The organism is Achromobacter sp. 413638 (assembly GCF_043119405.1).
Taxonomy (GTDB): Bacteria; Pseudomonadota; Gammaproteobacteria; order Burkholderiales; family Burkholderiaceae_B; genus Achromobacter.
Genome location: NZ_JBICCO010000025.1, coordinates 18,639 through 34,220, shown reverse-complemented (window position 1 = coordinate 34,220; position 15,582 = coordinate 18,639). Strand labels below are relative to the sequence as shown.

Below are 15,582 nucleotides of genomic sequence, written 5' to 3'. Positions count from 1 at the left end.
GCTCCTATCTGGCTCTTGGAATTCGGGTCGTTCCAAGGAGTCATCATGGCGAAGATCAAGCTCACCAAGACCGCCGTAGAGTCGGCGCAACCCCAGGCCAAGGACATCGAACTACGGGATACCGTGGTGCCGGGTTTCCTCTGCAAGATTACCCCGAAGGGCCGTCGGGTGTTCATGCTCCAGTACCGCACGAACTCCGGGCAGCCCCGCAAGCCCTCGCTGGGCCTGTTCGGGGAACTGACCGTGGAGCAGGCCCGCGTCATGGCGCAGGACTGGCTGGCCGAGGTTCGCCGAGGCGGCGACCCCGGCGGCGCCAAGGCCGAGGCGCGCAAGGCGCCCACGGTCGAAGCGCTGTGCAAGAAGTTCATGGAGGACTACTCCAAGAAGCGCAACAAGCCGAGCACGCAGCGCGGCTATCAGGCCGTCATCGACCGCTGCATCGTCCCGCTGATCGGCCGCAAGAAGGTGCAGGACGTGAAGCGGCCCGACATTGCCGGGCTGATGGAGAAACTGGCCTACAAGCCCGCCGAGGCGAACAACGCCTTCGGCGTGCTGCGCAAGATGTTCAACCTGGCCGAAGTGTGGGGCTACCGCCCGGACGGCACGAACCCGTGCCGCCACGTCCCGATGTACCCGCCCGGCGAGGAAACCCGGCTCATCGTGGACGACGAACTGGCGCTGATCTTCCGCCAGTTGGAGAAGCTGGAGGCGGAAGGACTGGAGAACTACGTCATCCCGCTGGCGATTCGCCTGCAATTCGAGTTCGCCGGCCGCCGCTCCGAAATCTGCATGCTTGAATGGGATTGGGTCGATCTGGAGAACCGGCGCGTGGTCTGGCCCGACAGCAAGACCGGCGGCCTCTCCAAGCCCATGAGCGCGGAAGCCTATCGACTGTTCTCGACGGCACCGCGCCGAGAAGGTTGCCCCTACGTCCTGCCTTCGCCCAACGACCCGACCAAGCACCTGACCTTTGGCGAGCACTATGGCGGATGGTGCCGGGTGCTCAAGGCAGCCGGCGTCCCACACGTCGGCACGCACGGCATCCGCCACCGCTCCACGACCGACATTGCCAATTCGGGAGTGCCGACCAAGGTAGGCATGAAGCTGACGGGCCACAAGACCGTGGCGATGTTCATGCACTACGTCCACACCGAGGACAAGCCGGTGCGGGATGCTGCCGAACTGGTGGCGAGTCGGCGGCAGGCCATCACGGGCGCGCGGCGCCCTGCGGAGGCCACGGCATGAGCAAGAGGACGCTTTCGGTGGCGCCCCCCGCTGCCTTGGCGGCCGACTATCCCCGTTCCGCAATTTCCGAGACAGTGTCTGGGAAATTCGGCCTCGCCGAGCTGGCCAAGGTCTTCACGCTGCCGTGGTCGGCCTATGCGCTGCTGATTTCGGTCAAGGATGCCCGCGGATCGGTGGCCGGCATCCCGTCCAGTCGGCTCCGATTGTCGTGCCGGCGTCACGACAATCGGGCGGGCCATCCCTTCTATCTAGGTGCTACACCGGAGACTGGAAAAGTATGCCCGTTTCGGGTATAGTTTGGAGGTCGAAATGACGGTCATCCTCAAGCGCAAGGACTTTGCACGCTGGCAGTCGGGCGAGAAGCTGTCCGATGCCGCGTTGTGCAAGGCGGTTCAGGAGATGGAAAGCGGTCTGATCGACGCGGACTTGGGCGGCTCCCTCTACAAGAAGCGGGTGGCCCGCCCCGGTGGTGGTAAAAGCGGCGGCTACCGCACACTGGTATCGGCCAGGATCGGCAGCCGCTACGTGTTCCTGCATGGGTTCCCGAAGAACGACAAGGCGAACATCACGCAGGACGAGAAGAAGGCGCTGCAATTCGCCGGCAAAGCGTTCTTGCAACTGTCCGGGGAAACGTTATCGAAGGCGTTGCAGTCGGGCGTGTTATTGGAGGTGCATTGTGAGCAAGATCATTGAATCCCTGCGTGACGACCTGGCCACGCTTCATGAAGTGGGTGCGATCAGCAAGGTGACGATGCGCGAGTTCGACGCGATCTGCCCGCCGCCAGTGCGGGAGTTTGGCGCCGAGGACATTAGGCGCCTACGGGAGACGCTGAAATTCAGCCAGCCGGTGTTCGCGCATCACCTGCACACCTCGGCCTCGACCGTGCGCAAGTGGGAGCAAGGTGAAACCCGACCCGCTGGCCCGGCGCTGAAGCTGCTCAACATCATCGCCGACAAGGGGCTCCGGGCGATCCTTTGATTGATCTGCGTTTTCTGCCATAACCACCTAATTTCAGTTACGATCTTTTACGCTATCAAAACGTCGATGGAGGTGACAGATGGCAGAGAAAAGGAACGTGTTTATCAGCCATGTCCATAAGGACGATCATGGGCTCCAAAAGCTCAAAGATCTGCTGGCTCCGAAAGGGATGGATGTAAGGGACTCCTCCATCCATACAGGAAAGTTCAACAACGCCACGGATGAGCATTACATCAAGACGCAGATTCTGGCCCCAGCGATAAACTGGGCGGGCGTATTTATTTGCTACGTCTCACCCCAGACGAAAGATAGCGACTGGGTGACCTGGGAAATCGAATATGCAGCCAAGCAAGGCAAACGTATTGTTGGCATCTGGGAGCATGGTGAGAAGGAATGCGACATTCCTGAGGCACTGAAAGAATACGCCGATGCCTTGGTCGGCTGGAATGGTGACTCAATCATTGATGCGATCAACGGAAAAGATACATGGGAAAAACCCGACGGTGGCGCCTGTGATCCGGTTCCTCTGAAAAGGCATCCCTGCTGATGGCACGTGTCCACTCCTACGTGGTGCGGTACGACAGTGGTTTCGCACCCAATCCCTTTTACGAATACTGCACGCTTGCAACCTGCAAGCCAAATATCCGCAAGGGCGCTGACATCGGTGATTGGGTGGTAGGCAGTGGCAGCAATGATCGAAGTGTTCGGCGAGGCGGGTATCTGGTTTATGCGATGCAAGTCACCGAAACGATGACATTTGATGAATATGGGGCAGATCCACGGTTTGAATCTAAAAAGCCCTATCGCAACGGTAGTCGGAAGCAAAGTTGCGGGGACAATATCTACTTCAGAGCCGCACCAGCGGCCGTCTGGCAGCAACGAGATTCCTTTCACTCTCGCCCCGATGGTTCACTTAATCCTGATCACGTCACTCGCGACACGGGTGTAAACAGGGTTCTCATCAGCAATGACTTCGTGTACTTCGGAGGAGAGGGGCCGGAGTTCCCGGAAGAGCTAAAAGACCAGCAAGGCCGGTCTCTATGCAAAACAGGAATAGGTCTAACTACTTTTGACGATCCAAAACTGATTGCGAACCTAGAGCAATGGGTTCGTAGCTTTGGGCTGAATGGATATCAGGGCGCTCCATTCGAATGGCTGACGCTTCGGAGGTAACCGATGCACAAGGAAGGTTCTCTGCTGCTTTCGGACTACGCTTCGGAAATTGCAGCTACGGATGTACTCAGTCCAACCGATTTCAATCCTGTCCTTCAAGGGCTTTATGGGGAAGTCGGTGGAATAATGTCTACTGCCAAAAAACATGTCCGGGAAAAATCTGCGTACCCTGGTTTCAGAAGGGCGGCGGAAGAAGAATTCGGTGATACGCTTTGGTATTTGGCTGCGATCTGCCGGCGCATGCAAGCTCCACTTGAAGATATCTTTGCCGAGGCGGCGAATCACGGGAACTTCAAGAACATAGGGGCAGCAAGCGACATAGCCGAAGGTGCATTCGCTTACATCGCCATGCCTGTGGCGGCCCCTGCGTCGTTGGACATTACCTTGGTACGCTTGGGGCAGGCGGCCGCAGCTCTGCTGGGAAGTGGGCCTGCGCGCAATGACGTGGTCACCTTCGCGCGAGCCTATCTCGATGCAATCCATGCCGCAGAGTTGGCGTTCTCGGACGTAGCGCGGGGGAACCTCCGGAAAGCTAGGGGTGCATTCTTGGAGCCACAGGCGGTTGACCTGATTGGCCTTGATTTCGATAGCGAGTTTGGAATAGAAGAGCAGCTCCCTAGAGAGTTCAAGATCCGAGTCAATCAACGCGGTAGCGGCAAAAGCTATCTCCAATGGAATGGCGTATTCATAGGTGATCCCCTGACCGACAACATCGCTGACCGAGATGGCTACCGATTTCATGATGTTTTCCATTTTGCATATGCAGCCATCTTGCATTGGTCACCTGTAATACGGGCATTGATCAAGCACAAGCGAAAGAGCCAGTCCAAATATGATGAAGAGCAAGACAGCGGCCGGGCAATCGTCGTTGAGGAAGGGCTTACGGCATGGATTTTCTCTAGAGCCAAGGAATTAAACTATTTTGAGAATCAAGAAAAGGTTTCCCTTGGGATTCTCAAAACCATTGAAGAGTTTGTGAGTGGCTATGAGGTTGAGAAGTGCCCGCTAAAGCTTTGGGAAAAAGCCATCATGGACGGATATTCCGTATTCCGTCAAATCAAGAAAAATCAAGGCGGCTGGATCATCGGCAACCGAAAAGAACGCACCCTACAATATATGCCGCTTGAGTCTTAAGAATGAAAATCCACCCCTTTGTTGAATCAGTTTCCTCGCTGCAATTTGAGGACTGCTTCAATCCTTATTCTGATCGCTGTGAAGTTCATGATCGTCGAGACGCGCCCCGCCGCCGCGCCGCCGCACTTTCCGCATTATTGCGTCGCGCTTCAGAGGAGCCTGTAGATGCGATTTGGATCGGTCGAGATTTGGGGTATCGCGGAGGCCGCCGAACTGGGTTGGCCCTGACTGACGATGTTCACATGAGCCAACATGCCAAACGTTGGAATGTCGATCTGGCTCCAGAACGGCCCACAGTCGGCAATGCCGTAGCCGAGCGAACCGCTGCGGTTATATGGGGAATGCTAGAGCACATTGATGCTCGCATCTTTCTCTGGAATGTTTTCCCACTTCACCCTCATGAATCAGGGGATCCGTTCACCAACCGGCAACACAACGCCCGTGAAAGGCGAGCCGGCGAAGAGCTACTACAACAGCTCATCGTTCTGCTTCGTCCCTCGCGCATCGTCGCCATCGGCAACGATGCTGCCGCAGCCGCTCATCGAATCACGGATAGCGTGCCTGTTATCTGCGTGAGGCATCCGAGCTATGGCGGACAGACGCAGTTTCAAGGGCAAATCTCTGAACTGTATGGACATCCAATGAAGACTGGATCGCTGTTCTGACGAATTGCTCCAGCATTTTAGCGAGCGGATACCGCCCCTTCTATCCAACTCGCCAGGTTTTCACTGATGCAGCGACTGAAAGAGGCTCTGACGCTGGTGGAGGTGCGCACACTGGATCACGTCGTTGTGGCCGGGCAGGAAACAACTTCATTTGCAGAGCGAGGGCTATTGTGAACCGAGGGGGCTGCACAGGCGGCCCCATTTTTTTATTCGCTCCATCAAGCTTACTGAACGCAGTTACTGCAAAATTTCCCGGCTAATCCACAGGCAGAAGCTTTCGACGAAATAAGCTGGAATAGGTTCGGTCGCGTGAAAAAATTGGATCATATTCTCCCTGTTGATAAATTATTTTGGCGGCGGCCCCTGTTGTTGAAAGCGGGAGCACTGTAGCTTTGGGATGGTGTTCGACGAACAATTTATGCTCCTCATAGATCCCCTCCATGCCGCCGACGAACACCGCTGCGCTGAAACGGCGGCTTTCGATCATTGCTTGCCTCATGGCCGTCAAACTGGCTTCTCTGTTGCCATCAACCGCTGGCACCATATGCACGTCGACGAACTCCGCTAGCTCAGGAGGCAATCGACCCTCAAAAAGCTTACTTTGGTAAATCGCCACCCTGTTGCGGTCAAGGTTTGCCTCGCGGGAAAAGAGAGCCAATAGCGGCGTTATCGCCGGATGGCCGCCGCACGTGATTCGTCCAATCGGCAACACTACTTCAACCAAAGCCTTGATTGCTTCCCGTATAGCAAGAACATCGGCGGTGTCGAAAAATACCCGATTGCGATCAGGCAAAGGCACGCTGGCAGATAGAAATATATCTATCATGCGGTGAGCTCCTTCAGAAGTTGTGGCGCCTTCGACATTTGCACGGCCCGGATCGGCAAATACGAGTCAAGCCAATCTAGGTGAGAGAGCCACGTTCTCAGTACACCTCTATTGTCGTAAATCACCCATATTTCTCTCGTCTCAACAGTGGGGTTGGTAATGGCTTCGAACACTTCGTTGATGCGATCAGCGGTTGGTATTCCCACTGCCGGTACGATCGCCAGCGTTCGATTGGACTCGGTTTTGAGAGAAATCCAGCCTTCAATCTGAACACTTGGATCAAGTCCCTCGTCGCGGGCGGCGTCGCAAAAGTTATCGACCAAATATCGGTGGCGGGCGGCAATTGCTGGTGCGCGTAGCCGTTCGACCTCGTCGCAAATTCTCGTCACCAATCCCTTCGTGGCCCAACGCCCCCGCATTGGAATAAATCCAAAGAAGTCCCGACGCCTAAGCTTCATGAAGTGGCTGAAGGACGATGCAGGGTCTTCCTTTTGCCCCGGCCATAGTAGGTGCAAGATTTGCACATTGGTCGCGTTTGCGCGCGCCAATTCTTCAGCCGTCCAACGACCTTCTCTGAAGCCAGGTGTGTCGATCAGCACCACGACATCGGAATCCGACATCCTGTGCCAGAGTTGTGATTGGAAATCTGCGGCTGGAGGCACTGACCTCACGTCGATGAAAACGTCAAAGCCACGAGCATCGAGCGCATCGTACAACCGATCGGCCAGCGGCTGAGACCCTGTTCGTTTGTAACTGATGAAAAGTCGTCGCTCACGTCGCAACAGCCTAAATGTCTCAAGGACTAGCGTAACGAGGCGGGTGATGCCTTCATCGTTGGTGCCCAATACAATAGCATTGACATGTCTGAGCTGCGGCGGAATTTCTGCATGAACCTGGGACAAATCCGAAACGACCGGAGCGATAACGATCGAGTCATCAATCAACTCCGTCACAAGTGCGGTATCGGCAGTGCTTTCCGACGAGCCGAAAAATACTGCCATCACCGGCGATTTTAAGCTGCGGTTAGAGGCGTTGGCATCGCTGAGAAACGTAATTGCGTTGCTCGGAATCCCGAGCCCCTGAAGCGCCAGATCAACGCTACGGCGGAGGCGAGTGTCATGCCCATGGACCGCACCCAGCAGGATAAGCTGGTAGGGTGATCTCATGCTTGAGTTCTCGCTCATCGGCCAGCCATTCCCGCAGCAGTTTCAATCCATCCGCCAATATTTTTCCTGCCATCCTGGCCTATGAAATCGTAACTCAGGCAGTGATTTGACAGTTGGACTACGCTATTCGTTTTTGGTGCTGTGAACCACAGATCACCCTCAGGAATCGCAAGCGTGTAATCTGCGTAGGCCACCCACTTTCCGTCCTTCCACTCGGCGAGATATATGCCGCGATCGGTTCTATAAAGTCCCATCTGCGCCAATGGATCAGCACCCTTTGTAGATGTCGCTTTGTCTTTATTCTGGACACCGTGAATGAAAACGGTTAGCAAGCCGTTTCCCTTGATAACACTGCGAGCAATTTCGTAGCGCACCCATCGCCGTGACCATGTATGGGTTCCAGCAAGGACACAAGTTACCGAAGTATTCTCCAACCCCTTGCGGAGAAAAGTCTTTAGTGCATCGTCACTCTCTTTTTTCGATGCCTCAAACACGCTGCTGTCAAAGAAGCCCCGGCTTTCCTCATCGGATTCCTTCACAACCCAACTGTTGCGGACATTCCAGGCGCGCCATACATCAGGCTCATAGTGAAAAGAAAAGAATGTTCTGCGTGGCATTTTGACTCCATCTATTACACTAAACCCAGGCAAATTTGGATGTAGGTGACCCGCATCCTCCACAGCAAACGACACCTCGCAGGATGCAATTCAGATATTGCCGGTTCATCGTGCCTTTATAGCGTCGCTGACCCAAGTTTCAATATTCGACTTGATGTAGTCATACACATTGGTGCTGGTGGTGTATGGCGGATCGTAGACTTTACCCGTGACAGCTTCTCCATCAACGGTGAGGCCTGTAAACGGATTAGATCCTTTCGACGACTGATTTCCGTCTGAGTCTTTCAGATTGTGGACATGGATGGCGAGTACACCCAGCCCGTCCTTCCAGGCTTTCTTTATCTCGTGTTTGACCCAGCGGCGGCTGGCAGTCTTCTCGCCCACAAGTACGACAAGGCATTCTTTGCCTTTCATGTTGTCGGCGATCCATTTTTTGATGGCATCATCGCCTGCTTTCTTGATTTCTTCCCATTTGTTCGAATCCAGTAGAGGCTGTTTTTCGATAGCTCCGATTTGCCGAACTTGCGACACGCGCCAACTATCCTGTTTATAGTGAAAGCTCAGAAAGCATTTATTCGCCATGACTTATCTCCATTTGTCGTTGGTGCTTCGATGAAGCAAATCTCGAATTGAGGATTGCGATAGTTATTTAACTGAAGTCGTAATTAATCGCTGGCTTGAAATACTTTCTTGTAAATTTCCTTACAAATGATAGCTGAAAGTGTGCGCCTGCGTCTCCGCTTCGCGGACCGCGCTGCTCCAGGTTCGCTATTCGCTCATCCCTGACGGGACTGGCATTCGCCAGCCTTCCAGGGGTCGTCTCAGAAAACGGAAAATAAAGCACGCTAAGCCGGTTGCAGCGGCCGTAGCGGCCTGAACTTGCCCGCGCCGATCTTGGCGCTGCTGCGCCAGAGGTAATCGCCGGTCAGGTTGATGTGCTCCCAGCCGAGCGGCGACAGGTACTGCAACAGGCCGTCATCGACGGCTTGACCGTGGCCACGCAAGGCGTTCGCGGCCCGCTCCAGATAGACCGTGTTCCATAGCACGATGGCCGCCGTCACCAGGTTGAGGCCGCTGGCCCGGTAGCGCTGCTGCTCGAAGCTGCGGTCGCGGATTTCCCCCAGGCGGTTGAAGAACACGGCGCGGGCCAGCGCGTTGCGCGCCTCGCCTTTGTTCAGCCCGGCATGCACGCGGCGGCGCAGCTCGACGCTTTGCAGCCAGTCCAGGATGAACAGTGTGCGCTCGATGCGTCCCAGCTCACGCAGGGCGACGGCCAGGCCGTTCTGGCGCGGGTAGCTGCCAAGCTTCCTGAGCATCAGCGAGGCCGTCGCCGTGCCCTGCTTGATCGAGGTGGCCATCCGCAGGATTTCATCCCAATGGGCGCGGACGTGCTTGATGTTGAGCGTGCCGCCGATCATCGGTTTCAACGCCTCGTAGGTGGCATCGCCCTTCGGGATGTAGAGCTTGGTGTCGCCCAGGTCACGAATGCGCGGGGCGAAGCGGAAGCCCAGCAGGTGCATCAACGCGAAGACGTGGTCCGTGAACCCTGCCGTGTCGGTGTAGTGCTCCTCGATCCGCAGGTCGGATTCGTGATACAGCAGGCCGTCGAGCACGTAGGTCGAGTCGCGCACGCCGACGTTCACGACCTTGGTGTGGAACGGCGCGTACTGGTCGGAGATATGGGTGTAGAACGTCCGCCCTGGGCTGCTGCCGTATTTCGGATTGATGTGGCCGGTGCTCTCGGCCTTGCTGCCGGTGCGGAAGTTCTGGCCGTCCGACGATGACGTGGTGCCGTCGCCCCAATGCTCGGCGAAGGGATGTCGGAACTGCGCGTTGACCAGCTCGGCCAGTGCCGCCCCGTAGGTTTCGTCGCGGATGTGCCAGGCTTGCAGCCAGGCCAGCTTGGCGTAGGTCGTGCCGGGGCACGATTCCGCCATCTTGGTCAGGCCCAGGTTGATCGCGTCGGCGAGGATCGTGGTCAGCAACAGGTTTTTGTCCTTGGCCAGGTCGCCTGACTTCAGGTGGGCGAAGTGCCGGGTGAAGCCCGTCCATTCGTCTACCTCCAGCAGCAATTCGGTGATCTTGACGTGCGGTAGGATCATCGCCGTCTGGTCGATCAGGGCCTGTGCGGTATCGGGCACCGCCGCATCGAGCGGCGTGATCTTCAGGCCCGACTCCGTGATGATGGCGTCCGGCAGCTCGTTGGCCAGCGCCATGCGGTTGACGGTGGCGAGCTGCGTTTCCAGCAGCGTCAGCCGGTCATGCAGGTACTGGTCGCAATCGGTGGCCACGGCCAGCGGCAATTCGCTGGCCTGCTTGAGGCTGGCGAATTTCGCGGGCGGCACCAGGTAGTTGTAGCGGCTCGCGTTTGAAAACGGGCGTGCTCGCATTCGACGCCGCTTTCGGCTCGAATTAACTGCAACTGACGGCGCGCTGATGCTCACGCTATCTGCAAACGAGCTTGCAATCGACGGCGGCGGCTCGCATTTCATGGCGGCGTGCTCGAATTAATTGCAAGTGAAATGCCGGGTTCCAAGCTATCCAAAATCAATAGATGCAGTGCCGGCTGCCCGCTAACGCCTCTGAGCGGTCAGACGGGGATTGACCTACGCCGCCTCTCGCACGAGACGGATATCGACTTCTCTGTCAACGTACTTCCATTCCTCTGTTGCACGCAGTTCGGAAAGCAATGCGTTGAACTCAGCCTCATGGGTTGGCGCGAACTCGAACCAATTGAGAAAATCGAACGGTTCATTTTCAGAGAGGTCGCGGCAGTGGTGGAGCTTGCGCGCTACTGCAGGCAAGTAGTTGAGCCCGATTTGGATGTGCTTTGACTTTTCGAAAACGCTCCGGCGCTCGTCTTGCGTGAATTCCCACCAAGCTGCGTTTTTTCGGATCGGTATCAACGCAGCGCAAGTTGCTTCTGGGCGCGCTAGCCCTTGCTGCTTCACCACAATTTCGTTCTTCTCTTCGCGCATGACATACCGTTCATTGCTTGTTATTCCGCGAAGTACCCAGGGTGCATTGGTTTCGGGCTGCAACTCTGAGGCAGATATTACGTTGAGCCTTTTGGCTTCAGGCAGTGACTTGCCAACTATGGTTTCGGTTCCAACGATCCGCCAAAGACCGCTGTCTCCGCCGACGAATGCAAATAATCGTGTATCCATTTCACCCCCTTCATGTGAGTGTGTTAACTTTTTTACAGCCTCAAAAAACCTATCTGCCCATCCCATGCTTGTGCATCATCGTCTCGCCTCGCTTAGCGTAGTATTGCATTACGCTTACCAGCGCCCCCAGTTAAATTGTAAATATAGCATCGAATTGGTCTGTGATACGACCGCCAGAAAATAGCCGTTTGTCGCCATTTCAAAAATTAATTGTACCGTATCGGTACGCCCTAACTAGGCGTCAGGCCGGAACCTTGGGCCGCGTCAGGATAGGGCCGATTCCAGCATTTTCTGACGCCTCGCCGGCAACCTCTAGGGCCTCAACCTGACAGGCCGTACGCTTAACGTACGATTTTTTCCGTTTTCTCTATCGTCCCCATCAAGGCTCTGGCCAGCACGATGCCCTTGTCGGTTTGCATGGCCAGCTCGGTCAGCAACTGGACAGCCTGCCGGTAGTGGCCAATCGTGAACGGCTGGAAGCCGAACACCGTTTGCAGCTCGACCAGGTGCTCGCGTCGGGTCTGCTCACGCTGCCCGTACTCGTCCCAGCTTTCGATGCCGACCTTGAGCTGGTTGGCGACCAGTCTCAGCAATGGCGGGAACGGTGGCTCATCAGCGCCAAGGATGACGCCGGGAAAGCGCAGGTAGCAGAGCTGCACCGCGAAGCCCAGCCGATTGGCCGGGCCGCGCCGCTGCCGGATGATGGAGAGGTCGCTTTCGCTGAACGTGTAGTGACGGATCAACTCATCCTTGGTGTCCGGCAACGCCAGCAGGCTTTCGCGCTCGGCGGCGGAGAGGATCGAACGGCGGGGCATGCGGTTTCCTTCTTCTTGAAAACGTAGGTTTGTGACAAGCCCGCCAAGGCAACCGGCGCGGCACGGGAATCAAGGCATTGCGATTCTCGAAAATAGTTCTTGAAATTCTATTCTTGATTGCATATCATCTCAACGAGTTTCGATAAGAAAGGATGCCCATGCGACCGTCTGTTGTGCTTGACATGAAGCGAAGCGCAGTGCGTGAAGCGGTAGGCCGCTTTCGCGCCGCGAACCCGCGCGTCTTCGGCTCGGTGCTGCATGGCACCGACCGGGATGGCAGCGACCTCGACCTGTTGGTCGATGCGCTGCCCGGTGCCACGTTGTTGGACTTGGGCGATTTGGAAGAAGAACTGAAATCGCTGCTCGGCGTTGACGTCGATCTGCTGACTCCCGGCGACCTGCCGCCGAAGTTCCGGGCCAAGGTGCTCGCGGAGGCGCAACCGATATGAGCGAGAACCGCCTGCCCGATTACCTCGACCACATTCAGCAGGCCGCAACCGATGCGCGCAGCTTCGTGGAAGGGATGGCCAAGGACGACTTCTTGGCCGACAAGCGCACCCAGCAGGCCGTCATCATGAGCCTGATCGTCATCGGCGAGGCGGCCACAAAGGTGATGGATGGCTACGTCGAGTTCACCCAGGCGCATGCCGACGTGCCGTGGCGCAGCATGCGCAATATGCGTAATCGCATGGCTCACGGCTATTTCGACATCAACCTCGATGTGGTGTGGGAGACGGTACAGGAATGGCTGCCGGCGTTGCTCCAGCAATTGCCCGCCGTGCGTCAGGATGCCGACGATGAAGACCGTAACGACAAAGGCATGGAGCCATGACCAATCAAGCCGCCGATGTTCGGCCCCTCTGGCGTGTTCGATCCCGCGACCTATGAGCCGCGCTCGGGCAAGACCTTCTGGATGGCCGCAACGGACGTGAGTTCGCTGGTGGGCAAGGAGGCAGCAGCCGACACGCTCATCGGCAACTGCACGACCGCACGACCAGCCTCCCGTTCAAATTCGAGTTAGAACTCATATCCAGCCTGTCTGGGGGCACTGTGAAAGAGGGATCTCCGATGACTGTTGAATCGAGAATATTTTCTGTAGCCGAGTATGTTCAGCCGTCCGAAGGCGAGCCTATTCGTTCCGTTGTGCTTGAAACCCGAGACTCAATTATCGTGGTTTGGCATGTCCATCCCGGGCAGGAAATTGCGGCTCACATTCATCCTCACGGCCAAGACACGTGGACTGTTTTGTCGGGAATGGCTGATTACTTTCAGGGCAATGGGATTGTTCGTGCCCTCAGGGAAGGTGAGATAGCCGTGGCAAGACCGGGCCAAGTGCACGGGGCGCGAAATACAGGTACCGAGCCATTTGTGTTCGTCTCGGTTGTGGCATCAGCCAATGCCGGTTTCGTATTGGCTGAGCGATAGAGCCCAATCTCTGGAGTTGGTCCAATGAGCGGTCGGGGAGATAGGTAACAGACATGCAGCGGACACGGCTGCTAAACCAGGTCGCAAACCTCCTTGCGTCGCAGCGTGCCGCAAGCGACGCGATCAATCGAATGGGGTCGGCATGAGACTGAACACCATCCAGTTCCCGACCGCGTAGCCGCCTGTCCTGCCGATCAGGTCTTGACCATCGACGCCTGGGATCAGTCCTGAATGTTCTTGGAGACCACTACGTTATGAGCCGCAGCCGCCGCAAAACACCCATCGTCGGGCACACGACCTGCGGCAGCGAGCGCGAGGACAAGAAGCTCTGGCATCAGCGCTGGCGCACCCGTGAGCGCACGGCGCTGACCAGCGCGTCGCCCGAAGCCCTGAGCGCCCATCTGCCCCTGCTGGAAAACCAGGCCAGCAGCGTCTGATCGATGGGCAAGGATGGCCGCTCCTACTGGCCCGTCAAGCGCCAGGCCGCCACGGCGGATCGCATCGCCAATCACAAGGGACGCAACCCGCAAGAACGCGCCTCCCTGAAAAAGCGCCTGCTGCGCAAGTGGATGAGCAAATGAAGCTCTCCTTCCATCAGCACATTGCGCTGTTCTGGATGATCGGTGCTCCGGGCGTCTTCGCGCCCGTGATCGAGAACGCCAAGCGGCCCGATGCCGGCGCCGTCATGGCGTGGGGTGTCGCGATCGTGGCGGTGATGATCCTCTTCACCCCTTTGCTGCTGCGCTGTCCACCATTCCGGCGCTGGTATGGCCGGACGGATGCGCTGTCGGAGCGGCAGCGCCAGGCGCTTGCCGAGCGCGGCCTGCGCCGCTACTACCAGACCGCTTTCGATGACGGCTACGTGCCCCGCGTGATGCCCTACGTGTGGCGCATCATCTGGACGGTCGGCGGGTTGATGGCTGTGACCGCCGTACTGCCTACCAACACCGGACGGCCAGCCTTCGATGCCTTGGTGGTCTTCTCGACCTGGTATCCGATAGGCGTGATGCTGCTGGTTTTCGCGTCGAGGCCCCTTGGCCGGTTGATTCGCCAAAGAGCACAGGAGCGGCGGAAATGAGCACGTCAACCATCGAGGCGCTGGCCAGCGCCTGGGCAAGGATTGCCGAGGAAGCGGAATTCCCCGCTGACTACGAGGGGACTGCCACACCACAAGCGCATCGGGCTAGCGAAGCTATTCAGGAGCAGATTCGGGAGCGCATCGTCGCCACCAACGACATGCGGCTGTTCAGCCTGCTGCACCTGCTGGGTCAGGCGTCGCTGCGCATGGAGCAAGCGCTGTGGCCGGAGGATTACGAGCGGATGACGCGCGAGGTTGAGGAAGCCCTGCGGCAAGCCACCGACGCCAACGCCAGATCGTACACCCACGAAGAAGTGATGCAGGCGATGCAGGAACGCATCGACCGGGCGCGAGACAAGCCATGTTGATTGGCTATGCGCGCGTCTCGACGCAGGATCAGAACCTGGAGCTGCAACGCGAAGCCTTGAGCAAGGCCGGATGTAAAAAGGTCTTCGAGGACAAGGTGAGTGGCACGCGGGCAGACCGGCCTGGCTTGGCCAAGACGCTCGAAATGCTGCGCGAAGGCGATACTTTGGTCGTCTGGAAGCTCGACCGGCTGGGCCGGTCGGTCAAGCAACTGGTCGATCTGGTCGGCGATCTGCACAAGCACGGTGTCCAGTTCAGGAGCCTCACCGACTCCATCGACACCGGCACACCATCCGGGCGGTTCTTCTTCCACGTCATGGCGAGCCTTGCCGAAATGGAGCGCGAGCTGACCGTCGAGCGCACCCGCGCCGGGCTGGAAGTCGCCAAGCAGCTCGGCCGCAAAGGCGGCCGCAAGCCGAAGATGACCGACAGCAAGATCGAGTCGGCCAAGAAGCTGCTGGCCAGCGGGGTGCCGCCCAAGGACGTGGCCAAGAACCTCGGCGTGTCCATTCCGACGCTGTACCGCTGGGTGCCAGCCTCCACGCACGCTTAGCGTGCTTTATTTTCCGTTTTCTGAGACGACCCCTTCCACATCCCTGACGCCTCCGGCCCGGCTTCCAGCTTCGGGCCTGCGCGCTTCGCTTGCGTGCGGTCAGCACAAAGGGATGGCCGTTGCCTTGTCCAGCCGTCTCCCCTGACTTCATCACCTTACCCGCGACCGTAGCCCGCTCCCGTGTGCCGTCAAGGCGCGCAGGGCCGTGTCCTCGGCTGCGCCTGCGGGCCGCACCAACCCTGCGCTTGTCTCCTTGACGGCCCCCGTCCGCGCGCTCCTTTGGCCGCGGGCGATGAACTCAGGAAAGACGGTGGCAACAGGGCCAACCGGGTTCCTCGTGCCGACCGCACCGAACAGCCGAAAGGCTGGGCTC

At 57.6% G+C, this 15,582-nt stretch carries 18 protein-coding genes and 3 pseudogenes; 16 read left to right on the top strand and 5 right to left on the bottom strand.

Translation table 11 applies throughout. The features are described 5' to 3' along the window. Positions 1 to 45: 45 nt before the first annotated feature. The 9 genes and pseudogenes from ACEU5R_RS12575 to ACEU5R_RS12535 form a co-directional block, all read left to right on the top strand. Positions 46 to 1,245: a site-specific integrase gene (locus ACEU5R_RS12575; protein ID WP_028240170.1), complete on the top strand. Its 1,200-nt coding sequence runs from the start codon at positions 46 to 48 to the stop codon at positions 1,243 to 1,245. Continuing rightward, positions 1,242 to 1,541: a hypothetical protein gene (locus tag ACEU5R_RS12570; protein WP_033045758.1), complete on the top strand. Its 300-nt coding sequence runs from the start codon at positions 1,242 to 1,244 to the stop codon at positions 1,539 to 1,541. The genes ACEU5R_RS12575 and ACEU5R_RS12570 overlap by 4 nt, the downstream gene beginning before the upstream one ends. A gap of 13 nt (positions 1,542 to 1,554) precedes the next feature. Beyond that, positions 1,555 to 1,938: a type II toxin-antitoxin system RelE/ParE family toxin gene (locus ACEU5R_RS12565; RefSeq protein WP_028240169.1), complete on the top strand. Its 384-nt coding sequence runs from the start codon at positions 1,555 to 1,557 to the stop codon at positions 1,936 to 1,938. Next, a complete protein-coding gene (locus ACEU5R_RS12560; protein WP_028240168.1) occupies positions 1,922 to 2,224 on the top strand; it encodes a DNA-binding transcriptional regulator in 303 nt (100 codons plus the stop codon). The genes ACEU5R_RS12565 and ACEU5R_RS12560 overlap by 17 nt, the downstream gene beginning before the upstream one ends. A gap of 79 nt (positions 2,225 to 2,303) precedes the next feature. Beyond that, a complete protein-coding gene (locus tag ACEU5R_RS12555) occupies positions 2,304 to 2,771 on the top strand; it encodes a TIR domain-containing protein (protein ID WP_028240167.1) in 468 nt (155 codons plus the stop codon). Continuing rightward, positions 2,771 to 3,397: a hypothetical protein gene (locus ACEU5R_RS12550; RefSeq protein ID WP_033045760.1), complete on the top strand. Its 627-nt coding sequence runs from the start codon at positions 2,771 to 2,773 to the stop codon at positions 3,395 to 3,397. Before ACEU5R_RS12555 ends, ACEU5R_RS12550 begins: the two co-directional genes overlap by 1 nt. Before the next feature lie 3 nt (positions 3,398 to 3,400). Further along, positions 3,401 to 4,531: a nucleoside triphosphate pyrophosphohydrolase family protein gene (locus ACEU5R_RS12545; protein WP_282983250.1), complete on the top strand. Its 1,131-nt coding sequence runs from the start codon at positions 3,401 to 3,403 to the stop codon at positions 4,529 to 4,531. 2 nt (positions 4,532 to 4,533) lie between these two features. Then, positions 4,534 to 5,196, top strand: a complete 663-nt coding sequence (locus ACEU5R_RS12540; protein WP_071534888.1) for a uracil-DNA glycosylase — start codon at positions 4,534 to 4,536, stop codon at positions 5,194 to 5,196. Between the two features lie 60 nt (positions 5,197 to 5,256). Next, positions 5,257 to 5,370: pseudogene (locus tag ACEU5R_RS12535) on the top strand (JAB domain-containing protein); the annotation flags it as partial. An 82-nt stretch (positions 5,371 to 5,452) separates the two neighbouring features. On the opposite strand, the gene ACEU5R_RS12530 reads toward ACEU5R_RS12535, so the two are convergent. From ACEU5R_RS12530 to ACEU5R_RS12510, 5 genes and pseudogenes are all read right to left on the bottom strand, one after another. After that, positions 5,453 to 6,022: a hypothetical protein gene (locus tag ACEU5R_RS12530; protein WP_033041349.1), complete on the bottom strand. Its 570-nt coding sequence runs from the start codon at positions 6,020 to 6,022 to the stop codon at positions 5,453 to 5,455. Further along, entirely contained in the window at positions 6,019 to 7,188 is a 1,170-nt protein-coding gene (locus ACEU5R_RS12525; RefSeq protein ID WP_158407679.1) for a toll/interleukin-1 receptor domain-containing protein, read from the bottom strand. The genes ACEU5R_RS12530 and ACEU5R_RS12525 overlap by 4 nt, the downstream gene beginning before the upstream one ends. Before the next feature lie 14 nt (positions 7,189 to 7,202). Beyond that, complete coding sequence (locus ACEU5R_RS12520; protein WP_033041352.1) at positions 7,203 to 7,805, bottom strand: TIR domain-containing protein; 603 nt, start codon at positions 7,803 to 7,805, stop codon at positions 7,203 to 7,205. 105 nt (positions 7,806 to 7,910) lie between these two features. Continuing rightward, positions 7,911 to 8,387, bottom strand: coding sequence for a TIR domain-containing protein (locus tag ACEU5R_RS12515; RefSeq protein WP_033041353.1), 477 nt, complete (start codon positions 8,385 to 8,387; stop codon positions 7,911 to 7,913). 263 nt (positions 8,388 to 8,650) lie between these two features. Next, positions 8,651 to 11,787 (bottom strand): annotated as a pseudogene (locus ACEU5R_RS12510) (Tn3 family transposase). A 158-nt stretch (positions 11,788 to 11,945) separates the two neighbouring features. Between ACEU5R_RS12510 and ACEU5R_RS12505 the strand changes: the two are divergent. The 7 genes and pseudogenes from ACEU5R_RS12505 (at position 11,946) to ACEU5R_RS12475 (ending at position 15,209) form a co-directional block, all read left to right on the top strand. After that, entirely contained in the window at positions 11,946 to 12,236 is a 291-nt protein-coding gene (locus ACEU5R_RS12505; protein WP_001247892.1) for a nucleotidyltransferase family protein, read from the top strand. Then, positions 12,233 to 12,619 carry a DUF86 domain-containing protein gene (locus tag ACEU5R_RS12500; protein ID WP_003100872.1) on the top strand — a complete coding sequence of 129 codons (387 nt, stop codon included), beginning with the start codon at positions 12,233 to 12,235 and terminating at the stop codon, positions 12,617 to 12,619. Before ACEU5R_RS12505 ends, ACEU5R_RS12500 begins: the two co-directional genes overlap by 4 nt. A gap of 236 nt (positions 12,620 to 12,855) precedes the next feature. Then, positions 12,856 to 13,212 carry a cupin domain-containing protein gene (locus ACEU5R_RS12495; RefSeq protein WP_003465043.1) on the top strand — a complete coding sequence of 119 codons (357 nt, stop codon included), beginning with the start codon at positions 12,856 to 12,858 and terminating at the stop codon, positions 13,210 to 13,212. Between the two features lie 254 nt (positions 13,213 to 13,466). Beyond that, positions 13,467 to 13,793 (top strand): annotated as a pseudogene (locus tag ACEU5R_RS12490) (hypothetical protein). Then, a complete protein-coding gene (locus tag ACEU5R_RS12485; RefSeq protein ID WP_003100856.1) occupies positions 13,790 to 14,290 on the top strand; it encodes a hypothetical protein in 501 nt (166 codons plus the stop codon). The pseudogene ACEU5R_RS12490 and the gene ACEU5R_RS12485 overlap by 4 nt, the downstream one beginning before the upstream one ends. Continuing rightward, positions 14,287 to 14,658: a hypothetical protein gene (locus ACEU5R_RS12480; protein WP_003100853.1), complete on the top strand. Its 372-nt coding sequence runs from the start codon at positions 14,287 to 14,289 to the stop codon at positions 14,656 to 14,658. The genes ACEU5R_RS12485 and ACEU5R_RS12480 overlap by 4 nt, the downstream gene beginning before the upstream one ends. Further along, positions 14,652 to 15,209, top strand: coding sequence for a recombinase family protein (locus tag ACEU5R_RS12475; protein ID WP_003100847.1), 558 nt, complete (start codon positions 14,652 to 14,654; stop codon positions 15,207 to 15,209). Before ACEU5R_RS12480 ends, ACEU5R_RS12475 begins: the two co-directional genes overlap by 7 nt. Positions 15,210 to 15,582 lie beyond the last annotated feature (373 nt).

Coding starts and splice junctions, on each gene's coding strand:
- ACEU5R_RS12575 (WP_028240170.1), top strand. CDS start 46: ATGGCGAAGATCAAGCTCACCAAGACCGCCGTAGAGTCGGCGCAACCC.
- ACEU5R_RS12570 (WP_033045758.1), top strand. CDS start 1,242: ATGAGCAAGAGGACGCTTTCGGTGGCGCCCCCCGCTGCCTTGGCGGCC.
- ACEU5R_RS12565 (WP_028240169.1), top strand. CDS start 1,555: ATGACGGTCATCCTCAAGCGCAAGGACTTTGCACGCTGGCAGTCGGGC.
- ACEU5R_RS12555 (WP_028240167.1), top strand. CDS start 2,304: ATGGCAGAGAAAAGGAACGTGTTTATCAGCCATGTCCATAAGGACGAT.
- ACEU5R_RS12550 (WP_033045760.1), top strand. CDS start 2,771: ATGGCACGTGTCCACTCCTACGTGGTGCGGTACGACAGTGGTTTCGCA.
- ACEU5R_RS12545 (WP_282983250.1), top strand. CDS start 3,401: ATGCACAAGGAAGGTTCTCTGCTGCTTTCGGACTACGCTTCGGAAATT.
- ACEU5R_RS12540 (WP_071534888.1), top strand. CDS start 4,534: ATGAAAATCCACCCCTTTGTTGAATCAGTTTCCTCGCTGCAATTTGAG.
- ACEU5R_RS12530 (WP_033041349.1), bottom strand. CDS start 6,022: ATGATAGATATATTTCTATCTGCCAGCGTGCCTTTGCCTGATCGCAAT.
- ACEU5R_RS12525 (WP_158407679.1), bottom strand. CDS start 7,188: ATGAGATCACCCTACCAGCTTATCCTGCTGGGTGCGGTCCATGGGCAT.
- ACEU5R_RS12520 (WP_033041352.1), bottom strand. CDS start 7,805: ATGCCACGCAGAACATTCTTTTCTTTTCACTATGAGCCTGATGTATGG.
- ACEU5R_RS12515 (WP_033041353.1), bottom strand. CDS start 8,387: ATGGCGAATAAATGCTTTCTGAGCTTTCACTATAAACAGGATAGTTGG.
- ACEU5R_RS12505 (WP_001247892.1), top strand. CDS start 11,946: ATGCGACCGTCTGTTGTGCTTGACATGAAGCGAAGCGCAGTGCGTGAA.
- ACEU5R_RS12500 (WP_003100872.1), top strand. CDS start 12,233: ATGAGCGAGAACCGCCTGCCCGATTACCTCGACCACATTCAGCAGGCC.
- ACEU5R_RS12495 (WP_003465043.1), top strand. CDS start 12,856: ATGACTGTTGAATCGAGAATATTTTCTGTAGCCGAGTATGTTCAGCCG.
- ACEU5R_RS12485 (WP_003100856.1), top strand. CDS start 13,790: ATGAAGCTCTCCTTCCATCAGCACATTGCGCTGTTCTGGATGATCGGT.
- ACEU5R_RS12480 (WP_003100853.1), top strand. CDS start 14,287: ATGAGCACGTCAACCATCGAGGCGCTGGCCAGCGCCTGGGCAAGGATT.
- ACEU5R_RS12475 (WP_003100847.1), top strand. CDS start 14,652: ATGTTGATTGGCTATGCGCGCGTCTCGACGCAGGATCAGAACCTGGAG.